This window comes from Rhizobium croatiense (assembly GCF_019793465.1).
In the GTDB taxonomy this organism is placed as follows: Bacteria; Pseudomonadota; Alphaproteobacteria; order Rhizobiales; family Rhizobiaceae; genus Rhizobium; species Rhizobium croatiense.
The window spans coordinates 122872-149432 of the sequence record NZ_JAILYJ010000015.1 but is presented as its reverse complement, the minus strand read 5'-3'; the positions used below and the strand labels follow the sequence as shown (position 1 = coordinate 149432).

Sequence of the window (26561 nt, the reverse complement as noted above, 5' to 3'; positions counted from 1 at the left end):
GTTTTCAGAAGGGACTTGATGATGGACAGGAATGCGAAAGTCGCCGTCACGCTCGGTGATCCCGCCGGCGTCGGCCCCGAGGTGATCGTCAAGGCCCTGGCGGCTCTTCCGAGCGACGAGCGCCGCGATTTCGTCATCGTCGGCAATGTCGAAGCGTTGGAGCGCGCCGACCGCGTCAGCGGCACCGGTCTGAAATTCGAGCCTGCCGATGCCCCCGGCGATGACAGGATTGCCGTTGATGAAGTTCCGCTCGGCGCGGCCCTGCCCGAGATCGGCAAGGTCAGCCCCGTCGCCGGCGATGCGTCGGTGCGCTACATCACCCGCGCCGTCGATCTTGCCATGTCCGGGCGAGCCGATGTCATCGTCACCGCGCCGATCAACAAGGAGGCGATGAACCTTGCCGGCCATCACCATGACGGCCATACCGGGCTGCTCGCCCATCTCACCGGTTCGAAAAGTTCCTTCATGCTGCTCGCCTCAGAGCGGCTGAACACCATCCATGTCTCGACCCATATCTCGCTGAAGGGCGCGATCGAGCGCGCCAAGACCGAGCGGGTGCTGGCGACCATCGAAGCCGGCCACAATCATTTCCTGCGTCTCGGCAAAAAGGCGCGCATCGCGGTTGCCGGCCTCAATCCGCATTGCGGCGAAAATGGCCTGTTCGGCACCGAGGACATGGAATTCCTGGCGCCGGCGGTCGAGCAGGCCCAGGCGAAGGGCATCGACGTCGTCGGCCCGATCTCCGCCGACACGGTCTTCGCTCGCGCCTATAATGGCGCCTTCGATCTCGTCATCGCCCAATATCACGATCAGGGCCACATCCCCATCAAGCTCGTCGCCTTCGAAACCGCTGTCAATGTCTCGCTCGGTCTGCCGATCGACCGCGTCTCGGTCGACCACGGCACCGCTTTCGACATCGCCGGCACCGGCAAGGCCAACCATGTCAACATGCTCTCGGCCATTGCCTATGCCCGGTTGATGGCGCGCTCACCGCGGCGGGAGATGTGATCGGAGCGTCCGAGGAAACAAGAAGGGCGCCCACGCCTCGCGAAAACGGAATCCTCTACTACCGCCTTGTGAATAAGACCGAAGAGACGGCGGTTCGTGCATGCTCACCGACGCATGTTGCCGGACAGGCATGATGTCGCTATCTTGCAAAGGCACGAACAGTAAAGGAGGTTGCCTATGTCACAGCGGGACGCCTGATCCAGCACTATCAAGACTTCTGCCTTTCCAAGGGCATCGATTTCACGCGCATTGATTCCGTACGGCCGCATGACGATACAACGCTCTTCTGCAGCGCTGGAATGCAGCAATACAAACCCCTCTTCTCCGATCCCTTCTATAGTGGAACAGTCGCAAACAGCCAGGCTTGCCTGCGCATGGGCGACCTCGACGAGATCGGCGACGGAACTCATCTTCTCCATTTCACCATGCTCGGCCTTTTCTCCTTCAGGGAAATGACCGTCGGCAACGCCATCGACTTCTGGCTCGAATTTTTAGCAACGCTGGGCCTCGTGCCGGATCATGTGACGATCCATCCCGACCGTCTGACGGAATGGACGCCGCTCTATGGCGGGCGCGTACCCATCGTCCCAGATCCGGAATGCATTTGGAGCGATGGCAGCATCAACGGATACTGCACCGAGTTCTACAAGAATGGCGTCGAAATCGGAAACATCGTCAATCCGCTCGGAACCTGCATCGACGTCGGCTTCGGCACGGAGCGCCTCGACATGATCGTCAACGGCACGCGGCCAGACGAGGCGCTCGGGACATTTGAGCGAGACGGTGCTGACAATCGTGGAAAGCGGCTACCGGCCTGGCAACAAGGAGCAGGGATATGTCCTGCGAAAACTGCTCCGTCGCATCCACAAGATGGGCGGCACGCTCGATCATCCCTTCTTCGCGGAAGAGATCGAACGCCAGATGCGGCTCAGCGCTAAATATCTGCGCCTGCGCCACCGTCATCCGGGGATGAGTCCCGGCTGGTGGTTCGACACCCACGGCATCGATCTCTCCGACATCGGTGAGACGATCGACGAATAGCGTGAACAGGGCCTCCCGAGATAAACGGGAGGCCTTGGAGCCGCTCCGTCGTCGTTACCCTGCGGCGATATCCGAAATCATCCGCGATACGGCATTCTTCCAGCCGATGATCTTGGCCTGACGCTCGCCCTCCTCCATCGACGGGCTGAAGCGGCGGTCGCAGGCCCAGGCTTGTGCAAACTCCCGCCGGCCGGGCCAGATGCCGGCCTTCGAGCCGGCAAGCCAGGCCGCGCCAAGTGCCGTCGTCTCGCGGATCGCCGAACGGTCGACCGGATTTCCGGTCATGTCAGCCAGGCATTGCATCGTCCAGTCCGAAGCCGCCATGCCACCGTCGACTCGCAGCACCGTTTCCAGCTGGTTGACACCCCAGTCCTTCTTCATCGCCACCAGCAGGTCGAGCGTCTGATAGGCGACGGATTCGAGCACGGCGCGGGCAAATTCCGCCGGTCCGCTGTTTCGCGTCAGGCCGAAGATCGCGCCGCGCGCGGCCGGATCCCAGTAGGGGGCGCCAAGCCCGGTAAAGGCCGGAACGATATAGACCTGCTGCCCGGGATCAGCCTTGGCGGCCAGCACCCCCGCCTCTGACGCCTGCTCGATGATGCCGAGGCCGTCACGCAGCCATTGCACAGCCGCGCCGGCGATAAAAATCGAGCCCTCGAGCGCATAGGTCGTCTCGCCATCGAGCCGGCAGGCGATGGTCGTCAGCATCCGGTTGGAGGAGGAAACGCGGTCCCGGCCGGTGTTGAGCAGAGCAAAGCAGCCGGTGCCATAGGTGGATTTCATCATGCCGGGCTCGAAGCAGGCATTGCCTACGGCCGCCGCCTGCTGGTCGCCGGCGACCCCGAGGATCGGAAGCTCGGCGCCGAACAGAGCCTTGTCGACGCGGCCGAAATCATCGGCGCATTCCCTGACCTCCGGCAGCATCGCTGTGGGAATGCCGAGAATGCCGAGAAGCTCCTCGTCCCATACACCGTCTTCGATATTGTAGAGCAGCGTTCGCGACGCGTTGGTCGCATCGGTGGCGTGCACACGGCCGCCGGTCAGATTGTAGATCAGCCAGCTGTCGATCGTGCCGAAGCAGACATCGCCCGCTTCCGCCTTCTCCCGCAGGCCGCCGATATTGTCGAGCAGCCAGCGCAGCTTGGTGCCGGAGAAATAGGGGTCGAGCAGCAGGCCGGTTTTGGCGCTGAACAGCTTCTCATACCCATCGGCTTTCAGGCTCTCGCACATTTCGGCGGTGCGCCGATCCTGCCAGACGATCGCGCGGTGAAGCGCAGCGCCCGACCGTCGATCCCAGACGACCGCCGTCTCGCGCTGATTGGTGATACCGATCGCGGCTATGTCGACAGCCTTAAGACCGGCATCGGCGATCGCCTTGCGCGCTGTGTCGGCGACGGAGCGCCAGATTTCCGCGGCATCGTGCTCCACCCAACCAGGCTGCGGATAGTATTGCGTGATCTCCGCCTGCGCGGACCCTGCCATTTTCATGTCGCCGTCGAAGATGATCGCACGCGAAGACGTCGTGCCCTGATCAATCGAAAGAATATAGCCGCTCATATCCGTCTCCGGCTCGCACGATCGCTCCGCCTGCCGGCGATCGGCAGGACGCGGATGTTTCGTGAGAGATAGATTGTGGGTGCCACCGGCTTGTCGCCGGTGGCAGGAAGGGATGGCCGGAGGCCTCGTTGCCTCCGGCCGGGTCCGCCTTACTTCTTCTGCCAGCTCTTGACGAGTTCGTCGTAGTTGACGGTGAGCGGCTTGTCCTTCTCGTTCTCGATCTTCAGCTGCGGAGCGAGGTTGCCCTTCTTCACCGCATCGGCGTTCCAATAAGCGAGATCATGCTCTTCGGCGAGTTTCGGGCCGATGTCGCCCTGGACCTTGGCGCGTTCCAGACGCTGCAGCACCTTTTCCTGCTCCGAGCAAAGCGAATCCATTGCTTCCTGCGCCGTCTTGGCGCCGGAGGAGGCGTCACCGATCGCCTGCCACCAGAGCTGCGCGAGCTTCGGATAGTCAGGAACGTTCGTACCGGTCGGCGACCACTGCAGGCGGGCCGGCGAACGATAGAACTCGATCAGACCGCCGAGCTTCGGTGCGCGGTCGGTGAAGGACTTGTGATCCAGCGTCGACTGACGGATGAAGGTCAGACCCATATGGCTCTTCTTCACGTCGACAGTCTTCGAGGTGACGAACTGGGCGTAGAGCCAGGCCGCCTTGGCGCGGTCGACGGGTGTGGACTTCATCAGCGTCCAGGAACCCGCATCCTGATAGCCGAGCTTCATGCCGTCCTTCCAGTAGACACCATGCGGGCTCGGAGCGAAACGCCATTTCGGCGTGCCGTCGGCATTGACGACCGGCAGGCCTTCCTTGACGAAATTGGCGGTGAAGGCCGTGTAGGTGAACATCTGCTGGGCAACTTCACCCTGCGAAGGCACCGGACCGGATTCGGAGAAGGTCATGCCCTGAGCGGCAGCCGGTGCGTATGCCTTCATCCAGTCCAGATATTTCTGGATGGAATAGACAGCGGCCGGGCCGTTGGTATCGCCGCCGCGCGCGACGCACGAACCGACGGGACGGGAGTTCTCATCGACCTTGATGCCCCATTCGTCGACCGGCTTGCCGTTCGGAATTCCCTTGTCGCCGTTGCCGGCCATCGACAGCCAGGCATCGGTGAAGCGCCAGCCGAGCGACGGGTCCTTCTTGCCGTAGTCCATGTGGCCATAGACCTTCTTGCCGTCGATCTCGCGGCCGGTGAAGAACTCGGCAATATCCTCATAGGCCGACCAGTTGACCGGCACGCCGAGATCGTAGCCGTACTTCGCCTTGAAGTCGGCCTTGTTCTTCTCGTCGTTGAACCAGTCGTAGCGGAACCAGTAGAGGTTGGCGAACTGCTGGTCCGGCAGCTGATAGAGCTTGCCGTCAGGCGCTGTCGTGAACGACTTGCCGATGAAGTCGTCGACATCGAGGCCTGGATTGGTGACATCCTTGCCTTCATTGGCCATCCAGTCGGTCAGCGAACGGGCCTGCTGGTAGCGCCAATGGGTGCCGATCAGGTCGCTATCGTTGATATAGGCGTCATAGATGTTTTCGCCCGACTGCATCTGCGTCTGCAGCTTCTCAACCACGTCGCCTTCGCCGATCAGGTCATGGGTGATCTTGATGCCGGTTATCGCGGTGAAGGCGGGCGCCAGCACCTTCGATTCATAATCATGCGTGGTGATCGTTTCGGAAACCACCTTGATGTCCATGCCGGCGAAGGGCTTCGCGGCATCGACGAACCATTGCATTTCCTTTTCCTGATCGGCGCGGGAAAGCGTCGAGAGATCGCCGACTTCCTTGTCGAGGAAGGTCTTGGCCTCGTCCATCCCGGCATAGGTCGATGCCGTCATCGCCAGCAGTAGGCCTGCTGTCGTCGTCAATAAGTGCCGTCGCATAATATCCTCCCAGGGTTTGCGATTGCAGTCACATAGTCAGGCGGCCAAGCACCCCCGGCCATCTGTTTTCTCCTTGCCGTCACACGTAGCGGAAGACGCCAATGGCGTAGACCACGGAGAGGGCAAGAGCCCACCACAGGTTGGGCCCAGCGAGCCCAAGCCATGCAAGATGAATGAAAGCGCTGCCCAGCAGCGAAATGAAAAGCCGGTCGCCGCGCGTCGTTTCGAAACGCAGCACGCCCGTGCGCGGCGAGCCGCCCGGAGAAAAATACTCCACGACGCTCATGGCGATCAGAAGCGCCAGGATCGTCAGGAAGAACAGCGCCGTCGGCAGCGTCCAGGCCATCCAGGAAAAGGTCATGTCCGGTCCTCCTCAGACGCGGCCCAGGGCAAAGCCCTTGGCGATGTAGTTGCGGACGAAATAGATGACGAGCGCGCCCGGAATGATGGTCAGCACGCCGGCAGCCGCGAGCACGCCCCAATCCAAGCCGGCTGCCGAAACCGTTCGCGTCATGATCGCCGAGATCGGCTTTGCCGCCGTCGTCGTCAGCGTGCGGGCCAGCAGCAATTCGACCCAGGAAAACATGAAGCAGAAGAAGGCCGCCACGCCGACGCCGCTCGCGATCAATGGAATGAAGATCTTGATGAAGAAGCGCGGGAAGGAATAACCGTCGATATAGGCCGTCTCGTCGATTTCCTTCGGCACGCCGGACATGAAACCTTCCAGGATCCAGACGGCGAGCGGCACGTTGAACAGGCAGTGGGCCAGCGCCACGGCGATATGCGTATCGATCAGGCCGAAGGCCGAATAGAGCTGGAAGAATGGCAGTGCGAAGACCGCCGGCGGCGCCATTCGGTTGGTCAGCAGCCAGAAGAACAGGTGCTTGTCGCCGAGGAAGCGGTAGCGCGAGAAGGCATAGGCCGCCGGCAGCGCCACGGCAACTGAGATCACCGTGTTCATCACCACATAAATGATCGAGTTGATATAGCCGTTATACCAGGACGGGTCGGTGAAGATCACCGTATAGTTGTGCAGCGTCGGGGCCGCCGGCCAGAGCGTGAAGGCGCCCGTGATTTCGGCATTTTCCTTGAAGCTCATGTTGATCAGCCAGTAGATCGGAAGGAGCAGGAAGACGATATAGAGCGTCGGCACGAGCCAGGAGAGGCTGCCTGCGGGTTTGTATTTTCTGGTCATGTCTGCCCTCCCCCTTAGCTCGCGTCGCTGCTGGTCATCACGGTGTAGAACACCCAGGAGAGCAGCAGGATGATGAGGAAATAGATGATCGACATTGCCGCTGCCGGGCCGAGATCGAACTGGCCGACCGCCATCTTCACGAGGTCGATGGAGAGGAAGGTCGTCGAGTTGCCGGGGCCGCCGCCGGTGACGACGAAGGGCTCGGTATAGATCATGAAGCTGTCCATGAAGCGCAGCAGCACGGCGATCAGCAGCACCCGCTTCATCTTCGGCAGCTGGATGTAGCGGAAGACGGACCAGCGCGAGGCGCCGTCGATCTTGGCAGCCTGATAATAGGCGTCCGGAATCGAAACCAGGCCGGCATAGCAGAGCAGCACGACGAGGCTCGTCCAGTGCCAGACGTCCATGACGATGACGGTCACCCAGGCGTCGACGGGATCGCGGACATAATTGTAGTCGAGACCGATCGCGGCGAGCGTATGACCGAGCAGGCCGATATCGACGCGTCCGAAAACCTGCCAGATGGTGCCGACGACGTTCCACGGAATAAGCAACGGCAACGCCATCAGCACCAGGCAGACCGGGACGCCGGGCCCCGACTTCGGCATGTTGAGGGCGATGAAGATGCCGAGCGGAATCTCCAGCGCCAGGATGATGAAGGAGAACAGCAGATTGCGCTGCAGCGCTTCCCAGAAGCGGTCGGAATGCAGCGTCTGGACGAACCAGTCGGTGCCGGCCCAGAAGAACTCGTTATTGCCGAACGTATCCTGCACCGAGTAGTTGACGACGGTCATCAGCGGAATCACCGCTGAAAAGGCCACGAGCAGCAGCACCGGCAGCACCAGAAACCAGGCTTTGTTGTTCCACGTCTTCTGCATGGCTCAGGCCTCCCTGCCGACACGCCAGCTGTCGGCGTAGATGCTGATGGCGGACGGATCGAAGGTGACGCGGGCATCCGCGGGAATGTCGTCGTCTTCGGAGACGACGATCGCGATCGGCTGGCCGGCGAAACGGGCGCGCACGATCTTCTGCCGGCCGATATCCTCGATCTTGTTGATTGTAACCGGCATGCCCTCCCGCCCGAGGCGGATGAATTCGGGTCGAATGCCAAGTTCGGTCTTCACCGCGCCATTGGTATTCGGCGCATAATCCAGCCTCAGCACCTCGTCTCCGACCTTGACGGCGCTGCCGTCGATCTGTGCCGGCATGACGTTCATGCCTGGCGAACCGATGAAATAACCGACGAAGGTGTGGCTCGGCCGCTCGAAAAGCTCGGCCGGCGTGCCGATCTGGACGATCTGGCCGTCATACATGACGACGACCTTCTCGGCGAAAGTCAGTGCCTCGGTCTGGTCGTGGGTGACATAGACCATGGTGAAGCCGAACTGCTTGTGCAGCCGTTTCAGCTGCGAGCGCAGCACCCATTTCATGTGCGGATCGATGACGGTCAGCGGCTCGTCGAACAGGATGGCGTTGACGTCGTTGCGCACCAGCCCGCGGCCGAGCGAGATCTTCTGCTTCTGGTCGGCGGTCAGCCCCTGCGCCTTGCGCTTGGCCCAGCCGGCAAGGTCGATCATCTCGAGAATGTCGCGCACGCGCCGGTCGACATCGGCCTCGGCCACGCCGCGATTGCGCAACGGGAAGGCGAGATTGTCGTAGACGGTCATCGTGTCGTAGATGACAGGGAACTGGAAGACCTGCGCAATGTTGCGGCTCTGCGTCGAAAGGTTCGTCACATCCTTGCCGTCGAATAGAATGCGGCCATGCGACGGCTGCAGCAGGCCGGAGATGATGTTGAGCAGCGTGGTCTTGCCGCAGCCGGAGGGGCCGAGCAGCGCATAGGCGCCGCCGTCGTTCCACTCGTGATCGACTTCCTTGAGCGAATAATCCTTTTCCGTCTTCGGATTGGCGCCGTAGGCGTGGCGGATATGGTCGAGCGTGATGCGTGCCATGGTGCTCTCCTATGCCTTTCCGGCTGCAGCGACAGCGCCGACCGCAGCGATGGCGCGGCCATCGGCGCCGAAGGCCATCAGGTGGCGGGTGTCGAGAAAGGCCTCGATCTCGATGTCCGGATCGATGTCGTGAATGCCATGCGCCAGCATCACCCAGCGCACGCCGTCATATTCCAGATGCACGAAGCTCTCCGAGCCGGTGATCTCGGAGACCAGCGTGCGCGCCTGCAGGCGGGCCGCATTGCCGGTCTGGGCCTGAAGGCCGAGATGATGCGGGTGAAAGGCGATCGTCACAGGCCCGTTCGGCACCGCGGCCAGATGCGAGGGGACGGGAAGCGTGGCCCCGCTCGGGCGCGTGAAGATATCGCCCGATTTCGTGACGTCGAGCGTGTTCAGCGGCGGATCGGCGAAGATGCCGGCGCTGTCGAGATCGACAGGGCGCCGGTAGACGTCGATGGTCGGCCCGAACTGGGTGACCCGACCTTGGTTCAAGGTTGCCGTATTGCCGCCGAGCAGCAGCGCCTCGGACGGTTCGGTGGTGGCGTAAACGAAGATCGCGCCCGACTGGGCAAAGATCTTCGGCAGCTCCTCGCGCAGTTCTTCGCGCAGCTTGTAATCGAGGTTGGCAAGCGGCTCGTCCATCAGCACCAGGCTGGCATTCTTGACGAGCGCACGGGCAAGGGCGGTGCGCTGCTGCTGGCCGCCGGAGAGGTTCAGCGGCGTGCGGTCGAGATAGGGCGTGAGCTTCAGAAGCTCGGCGGCCTTGCGCACGCCGCGGTCGATCGCGGCGGCGTCCTTGCCCGAGATTCGCATCGGCGAGGCGATGTTTTCATAAACGGTCAATGCCGGATAGTTGATGAACTGCTGGTAGACCATGGCAACATTGCGCTTCTGCACCGGCATGCCGGTGACATCAGTGCCGTCGAAATGCACGGAGCCGGCGGTCGGACGGTCGAGCCCGGCCATCAGCCGCATCAGCGAGGTCTTGCCCGACAGCGTCGGCCCGAGCAGGACGTTCAGCGTGCCGCGCTCGAGGACCAGATCGGTCGGATAGATGTGATAGTCCGCGCCCACCATCTTGGCGGCGTTTCGCAGTTCCAGCATTCCTGTTCCCGTGCCTCCACGCAGCGGGGATCACACGCCGCCTATCCGGCCATCGCCGGCATCGCAGCCATGTACTCCTCCAGTGACTGAGCCTGCTCCTTCGAAAGACGCAGACCATCCTTTGTTCTCCTCCACAGCACGTCTTCGGCGCGCCGGGCCCATTCATGTTCGACGAGATAGGCGACCTCGGCCTCGTAGAGATCGCCGCCGAACAATCGGCCAAGATCGTCGATGCCGCGGGCATCGCCCAGCAGCGTCTCGGCCCTGGTGCCGTAGCGGCGCACCAGCCGGCGCGCGTGCCGATCGGCGAGGAACGGATAGCGCCGCTTGAGCGCGGCGACCTGCCCCTCATAGCCCCGGACCGCGAAGTCGCCGCCGGGCAGATGGCTCTTGGCCGTCCACGGAGCACCCTTGACGCCGATCGCAGCACCGATCTTCTCCAACGCATGCTCGGACAGCCGGCGATAGGTGGTGAGCTTGCCGCCGAAAACATTGAGCAGTGGCGCCGTTTCCCCCTCGCCTTCCAGCTTCAGCACATAGTCGCGCGTCGCCTCCTGCGCCTTCGAGGCGCCGTCGTCGTAAAGCGGGCGGACCGCCGAATAGGTCCAGACGATATCCTCTGGCCGCACCGGCTCCTTGAAATATTCCGACGCCGCATTGCAGAGATAGACCGTCTCCTCCTCGGAGATCCTGATATCCTTGGGGTCGGCGGTATAGTCGCGGTCGGTCGTCCCGATCAGGGTGAAATCGCCCTCGTAGGGAATGGCGAAGATGATCCGATTGTCCGGATTCTGAAAGAAATAGGCGCGCGGATCGTCGAACTTCTTCCTCACGACGATATGGCTGCCCTGGACGAGGCGGACATTGTGGGCTTCGTTCTGACCGAAGGCGGAACGGATGACGTGATCGACCCAGGGGCCGGCGGCATTGACGAGTATACGGGCCCGGTGGCTGTCATTGTGGCCGGTGACGGTATCGACAGTCTCGATATGCCACAGGCCGTTCTCGCGCCTTGCCGACACCACTTTGGTACGCGGCAGGATGGTCGCGCCCTTGTCGGCGGCGTCGCGGGCGTTCAGCACCACCATGCGGGCATCGTCGACCCAGCCGTCGGAATATTCGAAAGCTCTCGTAAACAGCGCCTTCAGCGGCTTGCCGGCCGGATCCTTGCGCATGTCGAGCACCGACGTCGCCGGCAGCAGCTTGCGGCCACCAAGATGGTCGTAGAGGAAGAGTCCGAGCCGGATCAGCCAAGCGGGACGGATACCGCCCTTATGATAAGGCAATACGAAGCGCAGGGGCCAGATGATGTGCGGGGCCATCGCCCAGAGGATCTCGCGCTCCATCAGCGATTCACGCACCAGGCGGAATTCGTAATGCTCGAGATAGCGCAAACCGCCATGGATCAGCTTGGTGGCGCCCGATGAGGTGCCGGAGGCGAAATCGTTCATCTCCGCCAGCGCCACGGAATAGCCGCGCCCGACGGCATCGCGCGCGATGCCGCAGCCGTTGATGCCGCCGCCAATGACGAAAATGTCGTATATCTCCCGGCCCAATTGCCCCTCCGAGCCTACTGCTGATTTCGCATCGCACAAAACTTGCGCGATTGCGAAAGTGACATCAGTTAAAACGAAAGAAATACGAATGTCAAACGAATGTTTGCGTAGGGCGGTCGGCCTAACGTGATCTGCTGCTCGTTTCGATCAGCTTCACATTATTTTCCAGGCAGAGATTTCGGATCGATGGCACCGGACAGTGGTCGGTGATGAAGGTATGAACCTGGGTCAACTGGCCGATTCGAACCGGCGCAGTGCGTTCGAACTTTGTCGAATCGGCAACGAGAATGACGTGGCGGGCATTGGCGATGATCGCCTGGGCGACCTTCACCTCGCGAAAGTCATAGTCGAGAAGCGCGCCGTCTATATCGATCGCCGACGCGCCGATGACGGCATAATCGACCTTGAACTGACGGATGAAATCGACCGCCGCTTCGCCGACGATGCCGCCGTCCGAGCCGCGCACGACCCCGCCGGCGATCACCACCTCGATTGCCGGGAAGAGGCGCAACCTATTGGCGACGTTGATATTATTGGTGATCACCATCAGCTCGTGATGATTGGCGAGCGCCTCGCCCACCGCCTCGGTCGTCGTGCCGATATTGATGAACAGCGAGGCTCCGCTCGGGATCAGTTCGACGGCCGCAATGCCGATCGCCTGTTTCTCCGAAGCGGCGATCTGGCGGCGCGCCTCGTATTTGACGTTTTCCGTTCCGCTCGGAAATGTGGCGCCGCCGTGGATGCGGGTCAGCACCTGGGCATCGCAGAGATCGTTCAGATCCTTGCGGATGGTCTGCGGCGTAACCGAAAATCGCGAGGCGAGCTCTTCGACCAGAACCCTGCCGCTCGATTTCGCGATCGCCACGATCTCAGTTTGTCGGTCGGTCAAGAACATTGGCGCCCCTTTCGATCTGCTTTCGTTTTTAAAGAAAGCGAACGGCGGCGCAATGCCTATTTATCGGCGGCGAGCTTTCGCCGCCGAATTTGGTGGTAGCGGCGCGGCCGTTACCGTTTCCGCATCAGGTTGACCACCAGCACGCCGATGATCGCCATGATGCCACCAATCGCCCCGAGTGCGGTCGGCGTCTCGCCGAGCCAGACGAAACCGATCAGCGTTGCGACCGGCGGAACGCCATAGAGAAAATTCGAGGCGCGCGCCGCCGTCAGCCGCTTCAATGCGATTGCCCAGGTGAGATAGCCGATCGCCGTCGGGAAGATGACGAGATAGGCAACACCCCAGTTGACCTCTGCCGGTGCGGCGGCCAGCGCGCGGACCGTCGCCGGGACGGCCGGAAACAGCGGCACCGAGCCAATCAGCAGGATCCAGGCGGTGACGGCAAGCGCCGGCAGCCGGCCGAGCAGCGGTTTCTGCAGCACGCTTGCTATCGCCGAGCAGAGCGCTGCGCCGAGGATCAGCACAGCGTTCGGATCGAGCTTGAAGCCGTCGTCGGAGGCGACGGCGATCAGCGCCACGCCGCCGAAGGAAACCGCGGTGCCTGCCCAGCCCCAGCGGCCGAAGCGCTCGCCGAGCGCGAAGGTGGCGATGAGGGCGGTGAAGACGGGCATGGTATTGATGATGAAGCTTGCCGGTCCCGCCGCCACGGTCTGCTCGCCAGTGTTCAGCAGAACCGCATAGGCGGCGATGAAGAGCACGGCAGCGACGGAGAGGCGGAAGAAATCGCGCTTTTCCGGCATCGGCCGGTAGATGGCGAGGTAGATGAGGGCGAGGACGCCGGCCGCCACATAACGCGCCGTCGCCAGTTCGATCGGCGTCAGCGGTCCGAGACAGATGCGGATCACCACGAAGGAGGAGGCCCAGAAGAGGATAGTGACGACGATCGCCGCAAAGGCCACCAGATCAAACCTGCCCTGCTCCTTTGCCGAAACCGGTACGCTTGCCGCCATACTCATTGTCGCCTCCATTGGTGCTTTGATCAAGAATTAAGCCGCTGACGCGTGCTTGAAAAGCATCGCAATCGATGATCAAATGTGCTCATGGTTCACAGCTCACCCGTGCTTCCGCCACTTGATACGCTCGAAACCTTTGCCCGTGCCGCCCGGCTCGGATCGTTTTCCGCCGCGGCCGAGGAAAGCGGCATCACCCATGGCGCCGTGTCGCGACAGGTCTCGCGGCTCGAACGCTGGATGGGCGTGCGTCTGTTTGCGCGCGAGGCCCGCGGTGTGCGCCTGACGCCGGAGGGCATGCGGTTTTTCGCGCGCGCCGAGGAAGCGCTTTCTTTGCTCGGCAATAGCGGCGAGCGCTGGCTGCCCCGGCCGAACAAGGCGGTGGTGCGCCTTTCGGTGACGCCGTCGGTGGCATCATTGTGGCTGTTCCAGCGCCTGGCGAAGCTCGAAGGAAACGAGCTGCATGTCGAGCTGACGCTCGAGCACCGGTTGGCGGATTTCGGCGAAGGCACGGATCTTGCCATCCGCTGCGGCAAGGGGCCGTGGGCCGGGGTGCGCGCCCTGCCGCTGTGGCAGGAGAAATCCTTTCCGATCGCCGCCCCGGCGCTGGCAAACCGGCTCGAGCGGCGCTCCGATGCGCCCTCCCTGCTCGAGCTGCCGATCCTTCACGACTCCAATATCGAAGGCTGGCGCCGCTGGCTCTCTCGCGAAGGCGTCGATTATACGCCGCGCGGCCAGGATCGGCGCTTCGAGGATTACAATCTGGTGATCGATGCCTGTGCGCAAGGACTCGGCATCGCGCTCGCCCGCCCTCCCCTATCGGATGCGGCACTCGCCGCCGGACGCGTCGTGGCGGTGTCGGACCGTACGCTCGACTATCACGTCGCCTTTCACCTGATTCGGCCGGACGATGCACTGCGAAGCCCCGCCATCGAATTTGCCAGCCGCTTCCTGCGCGAAGCCGGTCATGACGAGGCGACGATCCGCGCCTTTATCGCACCCGGCAGGGCGAAGACGTAGGACTCGCCGCCGCATCCGGCCTGCACGTCGGCGGCATGTCACGGCTGTCCCAGATTTTCAGATAATCGTCCCTTGCGGCGCCCGCAAACAGGCAGCTTGACGCCCCGGCCGCGTCGCGGCAGGGGCGCGTCAACAACCGGTCAATCCGCCGGAGTGAGTGTCATCGATGCGCTGCCGGCCGCAACGTTCAGGCCGAGTTGGCCGGTCAGGCTTACCGTCTGCAGATGGATTGAACCGGAGGTGCCGCCGACCAGGAGGTTGGCGCCGACACCGGCACCAACCGTCGCCTCCGCGCTCGCGCCGACATAAAGGCCGGCGAGCGACCCCCGGTGATAGCCGGCTGTCGGCGCGAACACCGCCCAGATCAGCCGGCTGCGCGTGGTGAAGCCGAGATCGATGCCAAGCTTTCGCATTTCGCCGGTATAGTGATCCAGAAGCTCATTGCCGACGATCGACTGGAAGACGCAGTCTGCTTCCTTGGAGGAGCCGAGCACATAACCCGTGCCGCCGCCGATATCGCAAGTGAGATAACCGATCTTCACGCCATTGCGCAGGTCCGGCTCTTCATATGTTCTGGTGACGGGGTCGGCGGCATTGACCGCCCCCGCGCCGACAAACGTCAACGATACCGCGGCAAACGCCGTCGCAAGAGTTTTATTCATAAGTCTCTCCTTCTCAAATCGTGACGGGAACACCCGGCTGGCCGGCACCGGCTATCGGAGGAGATCGCAAAGCAATCCCAGAGCGGTGCCGTTTTCGCGTCGCAGTCAAAGCGCGTGGGAGGCGCAAGCGACACGCTTACGGTTTAGCCCCATTGGGACATTTCGAAGGCACCATGCGGGCCGCATGCGCCATTTCACGATCTTGTCAGGAATGGTTGCACGAAAAACACATTCGCCCAGAGCGGGTTCTCGCCGGCGCGGGGCGACCACCAAGAAAAGGAAAACCCGGCGATTGAAGTCACCGGGTTTTATACTTCATTTCTCCTCGCTATACTCTGCGCATGAAGCGCATGACGAGCGAAACGACGAACAACACCAGGAAAATGAAGAACAGAACCTGGGCAATGGAAGCTGAGGCCCCTGCGATGCCGCCAAATCCGAGGACGCCGGCAATCAGGGCCACAACGAGAAACACCAGAGCGTAGTAAAGCATCGCAATCTCCTTTTACGTTGCTGCTGAACATAACGGAGACCGCCCGGTTTAGTTCCCTGCCTATCATGCGCGGCAGGGGGAGCATCGCATCGGCTTTCGTTCAGCCGAAATGAAAGACGCCGCTGTACGTCCGGTCGCCTTCGGTCGGCTCGGGAGGTTCGGCCGCGTCCAGATAGGTCTTGAGCGGCCCGGTCAGCACAAACCAGACGCTTGCCCCCAGCATAAAGCAGGCGCCCACCGGATCGTCGATGCGAGCGATGAACGGAAGGCAGGCCGATGAGAACAGAACAATGATCCGCACCGACCACTCCGCCTCACGTTTGGCCACGGCGCGCGCCCTCAGCGACTTGTACTCCCGGGCGCCATAGGCGCTTCCTCCCGCCTTTACCGCCGAAACCAGCTTTCTGGCCGACGGCAGGGCCAGCATGACCAGCGCGGCGACGCTGAGCGCGAAAGACCTCCCGGCCATCACCTGCCCGCTCGCGACAAGGAGAAAAGAGAGCACGACGAGATTCCACGTCGGCTCCAACAGTTCCGGCGGCTGCCGCGTGCGGATGTGCCAACTCCGCAACAAGCCCGCCGCACCGTGCAGTAGCGGCTGATCGATATAGCGATTGATCCAGTCCATGCAGACGCGCCCGTCCCCGATTGAATGAAGAGGGCTCCGAACACCACGGAAATGGGTCATCATCGTGGCAGAGCGCCGGCAATATCAGCCGAAGCTATGCTTCGTTCACAGAAAACCGCCTATTGCAGTTCCTGCGCAACGTCCCAGACATGACCCGACGGATCGGTGAAGGCCGCCATGCGGCGCACCCCGAAAAATAGCCGTCAGCTCCGCAGGCCAGGTGCCTCGTGACCGGTGCGCGCCACATATTCCGTATAACCGCCGCCATACTGGTGGACACCCTCCGGCGTCAACTCCAGCACGCGGTTGGAGAGCGCAGCCAAGAAGTGGCGGTCGTGCGAGACGAAGAGCATGGTGCCCTCATATTGCGAGAGCGCCTTGATCAGCATCTCCTTGGTGTCGAGGTCGAGATGGTTGGTCGGCTCGTCGAGCACGAGCAGGTTCGGCGGATCGAACAGCATCATCGCCATGACCAGCCGGGCCTTCTCACCGCCGGAGAGCACCCGGCACCGTTTCTCGACATCGTCGCCGGAAAAGCCGAAACATCCGGCAAGCGCCCGCAATGGCCCCTGCCCTGCCTGAGGAAACCGATCTTCCAGCGATTGGAACACCGTCCGCTCGCCATCGAGTATGTCCATCGCGTGCTGGGCGAAGTAACCCATCTTGACGCTGGCGCCGAGAGCGACGCTGCCTACATCCGGTGTGGTGGTGCCGGTCACCAGCTTCAGCAGCGTCGACTTACCGGCGCCGTTGATGCCCATGATGCACCAGCGCTCCTTGCGGCGCACCATGAAGTCGAGACCCTCATAGATGCTTCGGCTGCCGTATTTCTTATGGACATTCTTCAGGTTGACCACGTCCTCGCCGGAGCGCGGCGCGGCCTGGAACTCGAAAGCGACCGACTGGCGGCGCTTGGGTGGCTCCACCCGGTCGATCTTCTCCAGCTTCTTCACCCGGCTCTGCACCTGCGAGGCATGCGATGCCCGCGCCTTGAACCGCTCGATGAATTTGATCTCCTTGGCAAGCATCGCCTGCTGACGCTCGAACTGGGCCTGCTGCTGCTTCTCGTTCTGCGCCCGCTGCTGCTCGTAGAATTCATAGTCGCCGGAATAGGCCGTCAGGCCGCCGCCATCGATCTCGATGATCTTGTTGACGATGCGGTTCATGAACTCGCGGTCGTGCGAGGTCATCAGGAGAGCCCCTTCATAGCCCTTCAGGAACTCTTCGAGCCAGATCAGGCTTTCGAGATCGAGATGGTTGCTCGGTTCGTCGAGCAGCATGACATCGGGGCGCATGAGCAGGATGCGGGCAAGCGCCACGCGCATCTTCCAGCCGCCCGACAGCGCGCCGACATCGCCGTCCATCATCTCCTGGCTGAAGCTCAGACCCGCAAGCACCTCGCGGGCGCGACCCTCGAGCGCATAACCGTCCAATTCCTCGTAACGCGCCTGCACCTCGCCGTAACGCTCGATGATCTCTTCCATGTCGCCGGCCCTTTCCGGGTCGGCCATGGCGGCCTCGAGCTCTCGCAGTTCGCCGGCAACGATGCTGACCGGGCCGGCACCGTTCATCACCTCGGCGACGGCGCTGTGGCCCGCCATCTCGCCGACATCCTGGTTGAAGTAGCCGATCGTCACGCCCTTCTCGCAGGAGACCTGCCCCTCATCGGGCTGCTCTTCGCCATTGATCATCCGGAAGATCGTCGTCTTGCCGGCGCCGTTCGGGCCGACCAGACCGATCTTCTCGCCTCTGTTGAGGGCAGCCGAGGCCTCGATGAAAAGGATCCGGTGGCTGAGCTGTTTGCTGATATTCTCAATACGAATCATGGTGTGCGCGGGTGTCCGGGGAAGTTTCGGCGCCCTTATGCCACGCATGGAAACGACAGGATAGGCCCGTTTCCACCCTCTCGATCTCCGGCTTCCGATTGGATAATATTGCCGCCTACGCTGATAAGGATTTCCAGCCAATGAGCGTTCGCCTACCGCAGTCTTTCAGGCAGTCGCAGCAGGACGCCAATGGCATCAACGTCCTCGAATATGGGCTGATGTCGGAACGCGCCAATTCGCTCGGGCGTCATGGGCTGAAGGTGGAGGCGGCGCTCGCCGCGTTAAAAGCCTGGACCGTCGAGCGCCAGAGCGCGGAGGAACGCGAGAGGCTGCTCAACGAAGCCTCCGATGCCGTCTGGGCATTTTTCGTTCAGCGCGAGAGCTGCGGGTTGCGAAACAATCGCGACGCCATCCAGCGTTACGGCATCCCAAACGAGGTGCTCGCCAGACTAGGCGCCATACGAAAATGACGGGAAGGCCGTGCCCATCTGGGCGAAAGGAAATTGCGATGCCAAGCTCAATACGGATCGGCAATCAGCATCTTGCCATCGACGTCTCCTCCCTCGGCGCCGAGATGCAGGCGCTCACCAGCAACGATGGACGCTCCTGGTTGTGGACGGGCGACGCGGCCTACTGGGCCGGACGGTCGCCGATCCTGTTTCCGATCGTCGGCAAGGCGGCTGATGACAAGCTGGCGATTGGCGGTACGGTGTACCCGATGGCCCAGCATGGCTTTGCCCGGCGGAGCGAGTTTAGCCTCGCCGCGTTCACGCCGACCATGTGCCGGCACGAACTTCCTGCCTCGGCAGCCACGCAGGCGGTCTATCCGTTCGATTTCCTGCTGGCCGTGGAACATGCGGTAGAGGGACGCGCGTTGACGGTAACTGCAGAAGTAAACAATCGCGACGCAAGAGCGCTGCCCTTCGGTCTCGGCTTCCATCCGGCCTTCGTCTGGCCGATGCCTGGCGCTGCCGGGCGCCCGCACGCCATCACGCTCGACAATGAGGGCGAGCCGGCGCTCGTGCGGCTGGAGGGCGGCCTTATCAATCCGACCCCACTGCCCTCCCCATTCGATAAAGGCCGGCTGGTGTTGGATCACGCCATGTTCGAGAAGGACGCGATGATTTTCCCGAAGGGTGCGGGCGATGGGCTGCGTTACGGCGCCGAAGGCGGGCCGAGCCTGCGGTTCCAATTCGAAAACCTCCCCAACCTTGCCCTGTGGACCAAACCAGGCGCGCCCTTCCTCTGCGTCGAACCGTGGCACGGAATGGCGGCGGAAGCCGGAGGTTCGGCCGAGCTGTCGCAACGACCCTACACCACCATCCTGTCGCCGGGGGCGACGGCGCGTTTCGCCTTTACGGTCGAGATCTTGCAATAGAAACTGGCGCGCCCGACCTTTTGCGGCACGGTTGTTTCCGCAGCGATCGCCGAGGCCGACAAATCGCGCGCATCTATTTTATTCATGCGACGCGCTTCGGTCCTTTGTTTTGTGCGTGCCGTCGTCCCGCAACCGCTGCACACTTTCCGGGCAACATGCGCAGGCGCTGGCCCGGACGCCTTCAGGTCGGCGGGGCGCCCAACGCATGCAGGATGCCACGCAATTCGGCAAGGCCGCGCATGCGGCCGATCGCCGGATAGCCGGGGGTGACGACCTTATCGAGATCGTCGAGCATGCGGTGGCCGTGGTCCGAGCGGAAGACGATGGTGTTTTCGGCACCCCGGCGCTTGTCTTCCGCCACCAGTTCCCGGAGCACCGCGACCATGTCGACGTCTCCCTCCAGGTGCGCGCTTTCATGGAAGGTCCGGCCGTCGCCCTCGCGCGTCGTGGCGCGCAGATGGGCGAAGTGGATGCGTGAGGCGAAGCGCCGGGCGATGGCCGGCAGGTCGTTGTCGGCGCGCACGCCGAGGCTGCCGGTGCAGTAACACATGCCGTTCGCCGCCGACGGGACCGCATCGAAGAGCGCGGCATAATCATCGGCCGTCGAGGCGATGCGGGGAAGACCGAACAGCGAACGCGGCGGATCATCGGGATGCAGCGTCAGCTTGACACCGCGGGCTTCGGCGGCCGGGGTCACCGCCTCCAGGAATTCGATCAGATGGCGGCGCAGCCTTGCTGCATCGATGCCGCTATAGGCGACCAGCTTTTCCCGGAAGGCTGGAATGGTCAGGGGCTCGGTGGTCGAGCCCGGCAGAGCCGAAGTGATGATGCGGGTGATCTCGGCAATCTCCTCCTCCGACATCGCCTCGAAGACGACACGCGCCCGTTCACGGTCCTCCGCCGAATATTGCTGGCCCGCATCCGGCCGTTCCAGAACGAAGAGGTCGAAGGCTGCGAAGCGCTCGTGATCGAAGCGCATGGCTGTGGCGCCGGTCGGCGTCACGAAATCGAGTTCGGTGCGGGTCCAGTCGACGACCGGCATGAAATTATAGCAGACGATCGGGATGCCACAGGCGGCGACCGCTTCGAGGCTGGCAATCCACGCCTCGATTTCGGCCTTTGCCGCCCCGCCCTTGCGCTTGACAGCGTCGGGAATCGGGATGCTCTCGACGACCGACCAGACGAGCGGCGACCGGTCGGCAGGCGTGGTCTCGATCAGCGATTGGCGTTCGCGCACTTCCTTTTCCGTCCAAGCCCTGCCGATCGGCACCTGATGTAGCGACGAGACGATATTGGTCGCGCCCGTCTGACGGACCTCATCCAGCGTCACCGGCGCTTCCGGCCCGAACCATCTCCAACCCTGCCGCATCTTTCTTCCTTCCCTTGCTTTTCGTTTCGTGGTGATCCTGCCGTCAGCAGAAATAATCGGGGTAACGCGAGCGCAGCTCGTCGACATCGGGAATGACGGCGCTCAAGTGATGGATCATGGCACTACGCGCAGCCGCTGCATCACGGGCGGCGAGGGCGTCGCGGATAATCATATGTTCGGACACCACGTTGCCCATACGCCCAAGGGCCGGCAGCGCCAGCCGCCTCGCCCGGTCGATCTGCACCTTGACCGTCTTCAGAATCCCCCAGATGCCGGGATAACCTGATATCTGCGCGATCGCCTCATGAAAGGCCTCGTCCTCCTCGTGGAAGCTTGACGCGTTGCCCACGGCGGCATGCGCGCGCTGTCGGGCGATAATGGCATCGAGGCGGGCGACATCGGCGACGGTGGAGGTCTGAGCCGCCATCTCAGCGGTCGTGCCTTCGAGCGCTTTGCGCACGATGACCGCCTCCGGAATAGCCGAAACCGGCACCCGCGACACGACGGTGCCCGACTGCGGGAAGATATCGACCAGTCCGCCTTCGGAGAGCCTCAACAACGCCTCACGCACCGGCGTGCGGCTGACGCCAAAGTCCTCGGCAATCCGCTTTTCCTGCAAAAACAGACCGGGCGGCATCCGGAGAGAGACGATATCGGCATAGAGACGCTCATAGATGACGCTGGCGGTGGTGACGCGGCGTAGCCTACGGCCGACTTCCTGCGAGGTCGGGACGACAAGCGCGTGGGTTTCTGAAGCTTGCCTCATAAAAGGTACCGGGACATTGATTTTGGCATACTAGTATATCAGCCGCGGCACCCTGCCAAGGCACCTGGCTACTTTGGCGTTCAAAATGCAGCCAATGGGAACTTCGATCAGCGGAATTGGTTGAGTTCCCATTAAGGAGGCGCCGATGAAAAATCCGTTACGACGCAAAAGAAACGAAATCGCGACCGACGACACGCGGCTGAAGGATTCACCCCCGGCCGGCGCAGGCAAAGGGAAGACGGCGCGGCAAGCCATTCAGGAGCCCGCAGAGCAGAGCATCGGTTCTCAGGCAACCATACGCGAGGACGAGATCCGGAAAAGGGCATACTCGCTGTGGGAGAAGGAAGGAAGGCCCGAAGGCAAGCATCGGGATCACTGGACCCGCGCCGAGCACGAGCCCGACCCACGGGATGAGACGGACAATTTTCCCAGGCTCGAGGCGCTGCGAGAGGCGTCGCGCGAGCATCGCGACGCCTTCCTCGTCAAGACGGATCTCGAAGACGCGGATCAACGTGAAGCCTCACCCGGCACACGCGAGCAGGATTGAAATTGCAGCCCGAGCAAAATCTAGGACGAGCAAATTCAGGAAAGGTTCCGACATGGCTGACAAACAGGATTTGAACGCCGGCTTCACCGGCACACCCGTCGAACAGCCGGAAGGATTGGCCAAGGCCGCCCAATCGGCGGCGAGCCGAGTGAAACGCGAGGCCTATGCAGTCACCGCCGGCGCTAGAGACCACCCGCACACCGCAAGCGCATTGTTGCTTGGCATTGGTATTGCGGCGTTCGGGTTCGGCTATCTCCTTGGTCGATCATCGGCGGAAAGCTCGGCCTCATATTGGCGTTAGCTGTAGACACCAACGAAGCACCGCGCGAGCGGAAATAACGATAAAGCCGGATCGTGTGCTCGAGCGCCGTCCCATACGCGGGAATGACACCCCCCACGGCAAGGCCGCACCTCAAATGTCTTTCGTCATCGCATCAGCTTTGCCGTTCAGGGCGCTGCGACGCATCGCCTGTAGAGCAAGAAGCATCCGGGTTTGCTGTTGCCGGAATACAATAGTGGGAAAAGCGCGAGTTGTACCCGCGCCCACAGCTTGACAGCGGTGACATCGGTCCTTAGCGAGGCGGGATCAATGACACCTCAGGATCAGCAAAGTGAATTATTTCAGGCAACTCGTGATTGCGGTACTTCATCCCGGGAGCGGGTCTGGAAGCGCGCTTGATCGAACCAATGGCATTGCGGTTTTTCTCTTCGCGATCCTGCCCGGACTTTCACCTAATTTCAACGGGTTCATTCTCCTCGGGTCGATGCTGTCGGGCATCTACTTGCTGGCGACGGCCCGCTTTCCTCTGAACTTTTCGAAATCGGACCGGGCAGTCGCCATCTGCATGACGATCTACCCGCTGGTGATGATCGCCAGCATCTTCATCAACCCGCCCTATTCCGAAGTGGCAGACTGGATATTCCGGCTCCTGCCCTTCTTTTCGATCTGGCTGATATTGCCGCGAATGCGCCAATCTCCCGATGGCCGCCTCGTGCCGCTGTTTATCCTCGGTGCCGGGATCGGCATGATCGTTACCTTTCTCGTCAGCCTGCTGCAGATCATGTTTCTGATGGAGAGAGCAGAGGCCGGGACGTCGAATGCCGCACTCCTCGGAATCATAGGCCTTCTTTTCGGCGGCGTTGCGCTTCTTAACGTTCAATCTCCCAGAAGCGTCGAGCAAAGAATTGCGATCTTGGGATATGCCGCTGGCCTCGGCTGTGTGCTGCTTTCGGGAACGCGTTCGGCGTGGCTGGCCATTCCCGTCCATCTCGTCATCCTTCTCTGGTATTTTCGCAAACACAGCTTCCATCGGAGTTTGCGCAGTCTCGCCATCACCGGCTCTTTGCTGTTTGCGGGACTTATCGCGCTGGGCAGCGGCCAGATCATCCATCGCATCCACGCGCTGCAGGAGAATATGGCAGCGCTTGAACGCAGTGAAGGTGAGATTACCTCACTCAGCGCACGGGTCGCTTTATACAAGGGCGCACTGTCGGCAATCAGCAAGGACCCATTGACCGGTTATGGCCCGCAAAACAGGATGGCCTCGGTCTTGGCGGAACTGCCAGACAGCATGCGGCCATACTTGACCTTCTCGCATGTCCATAACGGCTTTCTGACAGCGGGAATCGACGCCGGCGTTGTCGGCATCGCGGCGCTTTCGCTGCTGCTCCTGGCGCCCTTGATAGCCGCGTGGAAAAAGGAACCCGGTCCTGGCAGGGACCTGTCCATAGCGCTCGCTCTTCTGCTCACCAGCAGCTACATTGTTACCGGCAGCGTCGGCATCATGTTCAACCAAAAGGCACTGGATCCGATCTTCGCCTATATGGTCGCCCTGATTTGCTTGGATCGGGGCAGCACAGTCTTCGCGCCCGTCGTGCGAAGCTGAATTCCCGTGCTCGACGCTTGCGCGTTGTCGTCTTCAGGCCGCCGGAACGGTTTCGGCGCTGGTGAAGGCAAGATCCGAAACCTCACCGGTTGAGGAATAGCCGGAGACGAGTTCTGCCAAGGTCGCGCGTGCCGCGACCATATCGTTTCGATCCAATGCCGCATTGAGCAAGCTGAGCTTCTTCGAAAGCTCCGGCCAGAACAGGAAATCCTCGCGCGCCTTCATAATCCGGGGATGTTCGGTTGTCTCAGGGTTATCCCCGATCAACAGTTCTTCATAAAGCTTCTCGCCGGGCCTCAGGCCGGTAACGGAAAGCTCGATGTCCCCTTCGGGATTATCCTCGTCGCGGACGGTCAATCCCGAAAGCTCGACCATCTTGCGGGCGAGGTCTGCGATGCGGACGGGCTCGCCCATGTCGAGCAGGAAAACATCCCCGCCCTCGGCCATGGCGCCCGCCTGAATGACCAGTTGCGAGGCCTCCGAAATGGTCATGAAGTAGCGGGTTATTTTCGGGTGCGTCAGGGTAACCGGCCCGCCGTCCTTGATCTGCTGCCGGAACAGCGGCACGACGGATCCGGAGGAACCGAGTACGTTTCCGAACCGGACCATGGAGAAATTCGTGCGCATTCTGTCAACGGCCGATTCCGCGGCGAGCGCCTGCAGAACCATCTCCGCCAGCCTCTTGCTGGCGCCCATCACATTTGTCGGACGCACGGCCTTATCCGTGCTGATCAGCACGAAATTCGAGACGCCGCATTTGTTCGCCGCGCGTGCGGTGATCAGCGTCCCCATGACGTTGTTCTTGATGCCCTCCACAGCATTGTGTTCGACCAGCGGCACATGCTTGTAGGCGGCGGCATGATAGAGCGTCTGAGGCCGCCAGCTCTGCATGATATGCTCGATGCGGTCCTGATCGCGGACGGAACAGAGGATCGGGACGATCTGCAGATTTTCATGATTGTACAGTTCGGCCAGCTTCCGCAATTCGGCATGGATATTATAAAGCGCGAACTCGTTCTGATCGAGGAGGATCAGGCTGGAAGGCTCGTTGCGCAGAATCTGGCGGCATAACTCGCCGCCGATCGAGCCGCCGGCGCCGGTGACCATCACCACCTTGTTGCGCATCGCCTTGTCGAGCAACTCCTGCCGCGGCGCGACCGCTTCTCTGCCGAGCAGATCTTCGATCTCCAGCTCTCGAATGTCGGAGACGGCGACACGTCCCTGAGCGAGTGCCGTCAGATCCGGCAAGGTGCGGACATTCACCCTGGCCTTGCGGATATGCTCCAGGATTTCGTTGCGACGCTGCCGCGATGCGGACGGGAGAGCAAGAAGCACATTGTGCACGCCGAGCGCTTCGGCAAGCACCGGAAGATCCGAAGGGTCATAGATCGGCAAGCCCCCCATGACGCCGCCCTTGAGGCGTGGATCATCATCCAGGTAGCCGACGACATTAAGCTCGGCACTGTTCGTCAGGGCAGCCGCCAGTTGCCGCCCGGCCTTGCCTGCGCCGTAGATCAGCACCTTGGCAAGCATATTCTGGTGAAGGATCCGCTGGTAGGCATCCCCGAGCCAATAGCGGATACCCAACCTCGACAGCCCGATCGCAATCAACAGCAGGAACGGCTGGAGAATGCCGACGGTTCTCGGAACACCCGGAACGCTGAGAGCGGTAAATATCGTCATGAAGGCGAAGCCGTAGATGGCAATCGCCTTCAAAACGGTAATGAACGCCGCCAGATTGGCATAACGGAAAATCGCCCGATACATACCCATGACGATGAAGATGGGAAGAGCCATGCACAGCGAAACGAAGACCGGCAGCCACTGCACGCCGGTCAGCACCGTCCATTCGTTCAGCCGGAAGCAATAGGCCAGCCAGATCGTCAGAACACAAAAGCTGGAATCCACCAGCAAAGCCAGAGCGCGTTTGGCAACCCGCGGCATCGCCAGCAAAGGCGCGACGAGCGCTTGCATCGGCACTAAGAACCATCTTGAGCGCGGCGTCTCAGTGGGGGTATTTTCAGGCATTGCTAACCAGCGTCTCGTGGATCAATAGACAACCACCTTCTTGTCGCTTTCTGCAACGAGCGCAACTGAAATAATCGGAAATCAAGGCCTTCCGCACCGCTTATCTATCAGAAGTAGGTGCGTTAATGCCGTATGCCCTTACGGCGGATGACCTTCTCTGCGGTCAGAAACAGGATGCGCATGTCGAAGCCGATTGACCGCCGCTTGAGATATTCGACGTCGAATTTCACCTTCTCCGGAATCGGCAACTCGTCGCGGCCGTTGATCTGCGCCCATCCCGTCAAGCCGGGCAGGAGCGTGTCGACGCCGTTAGCCGTCCGCAACTCGATCAGATCATACTGATTGTAGAGCGCCGGCCGAGGCCCGACGAAGCTCATCCTGCCGCCTAGAATGCACCAGATCTGCGGCAGTTCGTCGAGGCTCGATTTGCGCAGAAACGAACCGATGGGTGTCAGAAACCGATCGGGATTCTCGAGCAGATGTGTGGCAACCGTCGGCGTGTCGACGCGCATGCTGCGAAATTTCGGCATCAGGAAGATCTGATTGAAGCGGCCGACACGTTTTGACCAGTAGAGGATTGGCCCCGTCGAAGTCAGCCGGACACATAGAGCGACGACAAGGATCGGAACCAGCAGGATGACCGACGCGATCACAGCCAGAAGAAAATCGGCCGCCCGTTTCAAACCCATGCTCCGCACTTGTTCCATCGCCTCATGGGGATTTCGCCATACGCCCCACCGCGCTGTATCGTCAAAAAGGCGTTTCG

The 26561-nt window shown here is 61.7% G+C and carries 25 protein-coding genes and 1 pseudogene; 8 read left to right on the top strand and 18 right to left on the bottom strand.

Annotated features, from left to right (window positions below; all coding sequences use genetic code 11):
• Positions 1 to 21: 21 nt before the first annotated feature.
• Positions 22 to 1008 carry a 4-hydroxythreonine-4-phosphate dehydrogenase PdxA gene (pdxA, locus tag K6M89_RS22995; RefSeq protein WP_097583727.1) on the top strand — a complete coding sequence of 329 codons (987 nt, stop codon included), beginning with the start codon at positions 22 to 24 and terminating at the stop codon, positions 1006 to 1008.
• 194 nt (positions 1009 to 1202) lie between these two features.
• Positions 1203 to 2049 (top strand): annotated as a pseudogene (locus K6M89_RS22990) (alanine--tRNA ligase-related protein).
• Positions 2050 to 2103: 54 nt separating this feature from the next.
• Here the strand turns inward: K6M89_RS22990 and glpK are convergent.
• The 10 genes from glpK to K6M89_RS22940 form a co-directional block, all read right to left on the bottom strand.
• The gene (glpK, locus tag K6M89_RS22985; RefSeq protein ID WP_222141108.1) at positions 2104 to 3606 is read right to left on the bottom strand and encodes a glycerol kinase GlpK; all 1503 of its coding nucleotides are present in this window, start codon (positions 3604 to 3606) and stop codon (positions 2104 to 2106) included.
• Positions 3607 to 3755: 149 nt separating this feature from the next.
• Positions 3756 to 5480: an ABC transporter substrate-binding protein gene (locus K6M89_RS22980; RefSeq protein ID WP_222141107.1), complete on the bottom strand. Its 1725-nt coding sequence runs from the start codon at positions 5478 to 5480 to the stop codon at positions 3756 to 3758.
• Between the two features lie 79 nt (positions 5481 to 5559).
• Positions 5560 to 5841, bottom strand: a complete 282-nt coding sequence (locus tag K6M89_RS22975; protein WP_097583661.1) for a DUF2160 domain-containing protein — start codon at positions 5839 to 5841, stop codon at positions 5560 to 5562.
• 12 nt (positions 5842 to 5853) lie between these two features.
• Entirely contained in the window at positions 5854 to 6675 is an 822-nt protein-coding gene (locus K6M89_RS22970) for a carbohydrate ABC transporter permease (RefSeq protein ID WP_097583659.1), read from the bottom strand.
• A 14-nt stretch (positions 6676 to 6689) separates the two neighbouring features.
• Positions 6690 to 7553 carry a carbohydrate ABC transporter permease gene (locus tag K6M89_RS22965; RefSeq protein ID WP_011427488.1) on the bottom strand — a complete coding sequence of 288 codons (864 nt, stop codon included), beginning with the start codon at positions 7551 to 7553 and terminating at the stop codon, positions 6690 to 6692.
• 3 nt (positions 7554 to 7556) lie between these two features.
• Positions 7557 to 8627 carry an ABC transporter ATP-binding protein gene (locus K6M89_RS22960; RefSeq protein ID WP_222141106.1) on the bottom strand — a complete coding sequence of 357 codons (1071 nt, stop codon included), beginning with the start codon at positions 8625 to 8627 and terminating at the stop codon, positions 7557 to 7559.
• Between the two features lie 9 nt (positions 8628 to 8636).
• Positions 8637 to 9731, bottom strand: a complete 1095-nt coding sequence (locus K6M89_RS22955) for an ABC transporter ATP-binding protein (protein WP_222141105.1) — start codon at positions 9729 to 9731, stop codon at positions 8637 to 8639.
• A gap of 41 nt (positions 9732 to 9772) precedes the next feature.
• Positions 9773 to 11287, bottom strand: a complete 1515-nt coding sequence (glpD, locus tag K6M89_RS22950) for a glycerol-3-phosphate dehydrogenase (protein ID WP_222141104.1) — start codon at positions 11285 to 11287, stop codon at positions 9773 to 9775.
• A 121-nt stretch (positions 11288 to 11408) separates the two neighbouring features.
• Complete coding sequence (locus K6M89_RS22945; protein ID WP_222141103.1) at positions 11409 to 12182, bottom strand: DeoR/GlpR family DNA-binding transcription regulator; 774 nt, start codon at positions 12180 to 12182, stop codon at positions 11409 to 11411.
• 110 nt (positions 12183 to 12292) lie between these two features.
• On the bottom strand, positions 12293 to 13210 hold the full coding sequence (locus tag K6M89_RS22940; protein WP_222141139.1) for a DMT family transporter: 918 nt from the start codon (positions 13208 to 13210) through the stop codon (positions 12293 to 12295).
• Between the two features lie 72 nt (positions 13211 to 13282).
• On the opposite strand from K6M89_RS22940, the gene K6M89_RS22935 reads away from it, so the two are divergent.
• Positions 13283 to 14212, top strand: coding sequence for a LysR substrate-binding domain-containing protein (locus K6M89_RS22935; RefSeq protein ID WP_222141102.1), 930 nt, complete (start codon positions 13283 to 13285; stop codon positions 14210 to 14212).
• A gap of 140 nt (positions 14213 to 14352) precedes the next feature.
• Here the strand turns inward: K6M89_RS22935 and K6M89_RS22930 are convergent, their stop codons facing one another.
• From K6M89_RS22930 to K6M89_RS22915, 4 genes are all read right to left on the bottom strand, one after another.
• Positions 14353 to 14874 carry a DUF992 domain-containing protein gene (locus K6M89_RS22930; protein WP_040112834.1) on the bottom strand — a complete coding sequence of 174 codons (522 nt, stop codon included), beginning with the start codon at positions 14872 to 14874 and terminating at the stop codon, positions 14353 to 14355.
• A gap of 328 nt (positions 14875 to 15202) precedes the next feature.
• A complete protein-coding gene (locus tag K6M89_RS22925; RefSeq protein ID WP_003571841.1) occupies positions 15203 to 15367 on the bottom strand; it encodes a DUF1328 domain-containing protein in 165 nt (54 codons plus the stop codon).
• A 100-nt stretch (positions 15368 to 15467) separates the two neighbouring features.
• Entirely contained in the window at positions 15468 to 16058 is a 591-nt protein-coding gene (locus K6M89_RS22920; protein WP_222141101.1) for a hypothetical protein, read from the bottom strand.
• Between the two features lie 140 nt (positions 16059 to 16198).
• Positions 16199 to 17821 carry an ABC-F family ATP-binding cassette domain-containing protein gene (locus tag K6M89_RS22915; protein ID WP_222141100.1) on the bottom strand — a complete coding sequence of 541 codons (1623 nt, stop codon included), beginning with the start codon at positions 17819 to 17821 and terminating at the stop codon, positions 16199 to 16201.
• A gap of 140 nt (positions 17822 to 17961) precedes the next feature.
• Between K6M89_RS22915 and K6M89_RS22910 the strand changes: the two genes are divergently transcribed.
• The gene (locus tag K6M89_RS22910; RefSeq protein ID WP_222141099.1) at positions 17962 to 18291 is read left to right on the top strand and encodes a DUF6665 family protein; all 330 of its coding nucleotides are present in this window, start codon (positions 17962 to 17964) and stop codon (positions 18289 to 18291) included.
• 38 nt (positions 18292 to 18329) lie between these two features.
• Positions 18330 to 19199, top strand: coding sequence for an aldose 1-epimerase family protein (locus tag K6M89_RS22905; RefSeq protein ID WP_222141098.1), 870 nt, complete (start codon positions 18330 to 18332; stop codon positions 19197 to 19199).
• Between the two features lie 181 nt (positions 19200 to 19380).
• Here K6M89_RS22905 and uxuA read toward each other — a convergent pair whose 3' ends face one another.
• Both uxuA and K6M89_RS22895 read right to left on the bottom strand, forming a co-directional pair.
• Positions 19381 to 20568, bottom strand: a complete 1188-nt coding sequence (gene uxuA, locus K6M89_RS22900; RefSeq protein ID WP_097583638.1) for a mannonate dehydratase — start codon at positions 20566 to 20568, stop codon at positions 19381 to 19383.
• A 43-nt stretch (positions 20569 to 20611) separates the two neighbouring features.
• A complete protein-coding gene (locus K6M89_RS22895; protein WP_222141097.1) occupies positions 20612 to 21334 on the bottom strand; it encodes a GntR family transcriptional regulator in 723 nt (240 codons plus the stop codon).
• Positions 21335 to 21479: 145 nt separating this feature from the next.
• Between K6M89_RS22895 and K6M89_RS22890 the strand changes: the two genes are divergently transcribed.
• The 3 genes from K6M89_RS22890 (at position 21480) to K6M89_RS22880 (ending at position 23767) form a co-directional block, all read left to right on the top strand.
• A complete protein-coding gene (locus K6M89_RS22890; protein ID WP_222141096.1) occupies positions 21480 to 21881 on the top strand; it encodes a DUF2934 domain-containing protein in 402 nt (133 codons plus the stop codon).
• A gap of 52 nt (positions 21882 to 21933) precedes the next feature.
• Entirely contained in the window at positions 21934 to 22182 is a 249-nt protein-coding gene (locus K6M89_RS22885; protein ID WP_097583632.1) for a hypothetical protein, read from the top strand.
• Positions 22183 to 22492: 310 nt separating this feature from the next.
• Complete coding sequence (locus K6M89_RS22880) at positions 22493 to 23767, top strand: O-antigen ligase family protein (protein ID WP_222141095.1); 1275 nt, start codon at positions 22493 to 22495, stop codon at positions 23765 to 23767.
• Between the two features lie 33 nt (positions 23768 to 23800).
• Here K6M89_RS22880 and K6M89_RS22875 read toward each other — a convergent pair whose 3' ends face one another.
• Together K6M89_RS22875 and K6M89_RS22870 are read right to left on the bottom strand one after the other, a co-directional pair.
• Positions 23801 to 25795: a UDP-2-N-acetyl-D-glucosamine 4,6-dehydratase WreV gene (locus K6M89_RS22875; RefSeq protein ID WP_222141094.1), complete on the bottom strand. Its 1995-nt coding sequence runs from the start codon at positions 25793 to 25795 to the stop codon at positions 23801 to 23803.
• Positions 25796 to 25917: 122 nt separating this feature from the next.
• On the bottom strand, positions 25918 to 26484 hold the full coding sequence (locus tag K6M89_RS22870; RefSeq protein WP_097583245.1) for a sugar transferase: 567 nt from the start codon (positions 26482 to 26484) through the stop codon (positions 25918 to 25920).
• Positions 26485 to 26561: the final 77 nt, after the last annotated feature.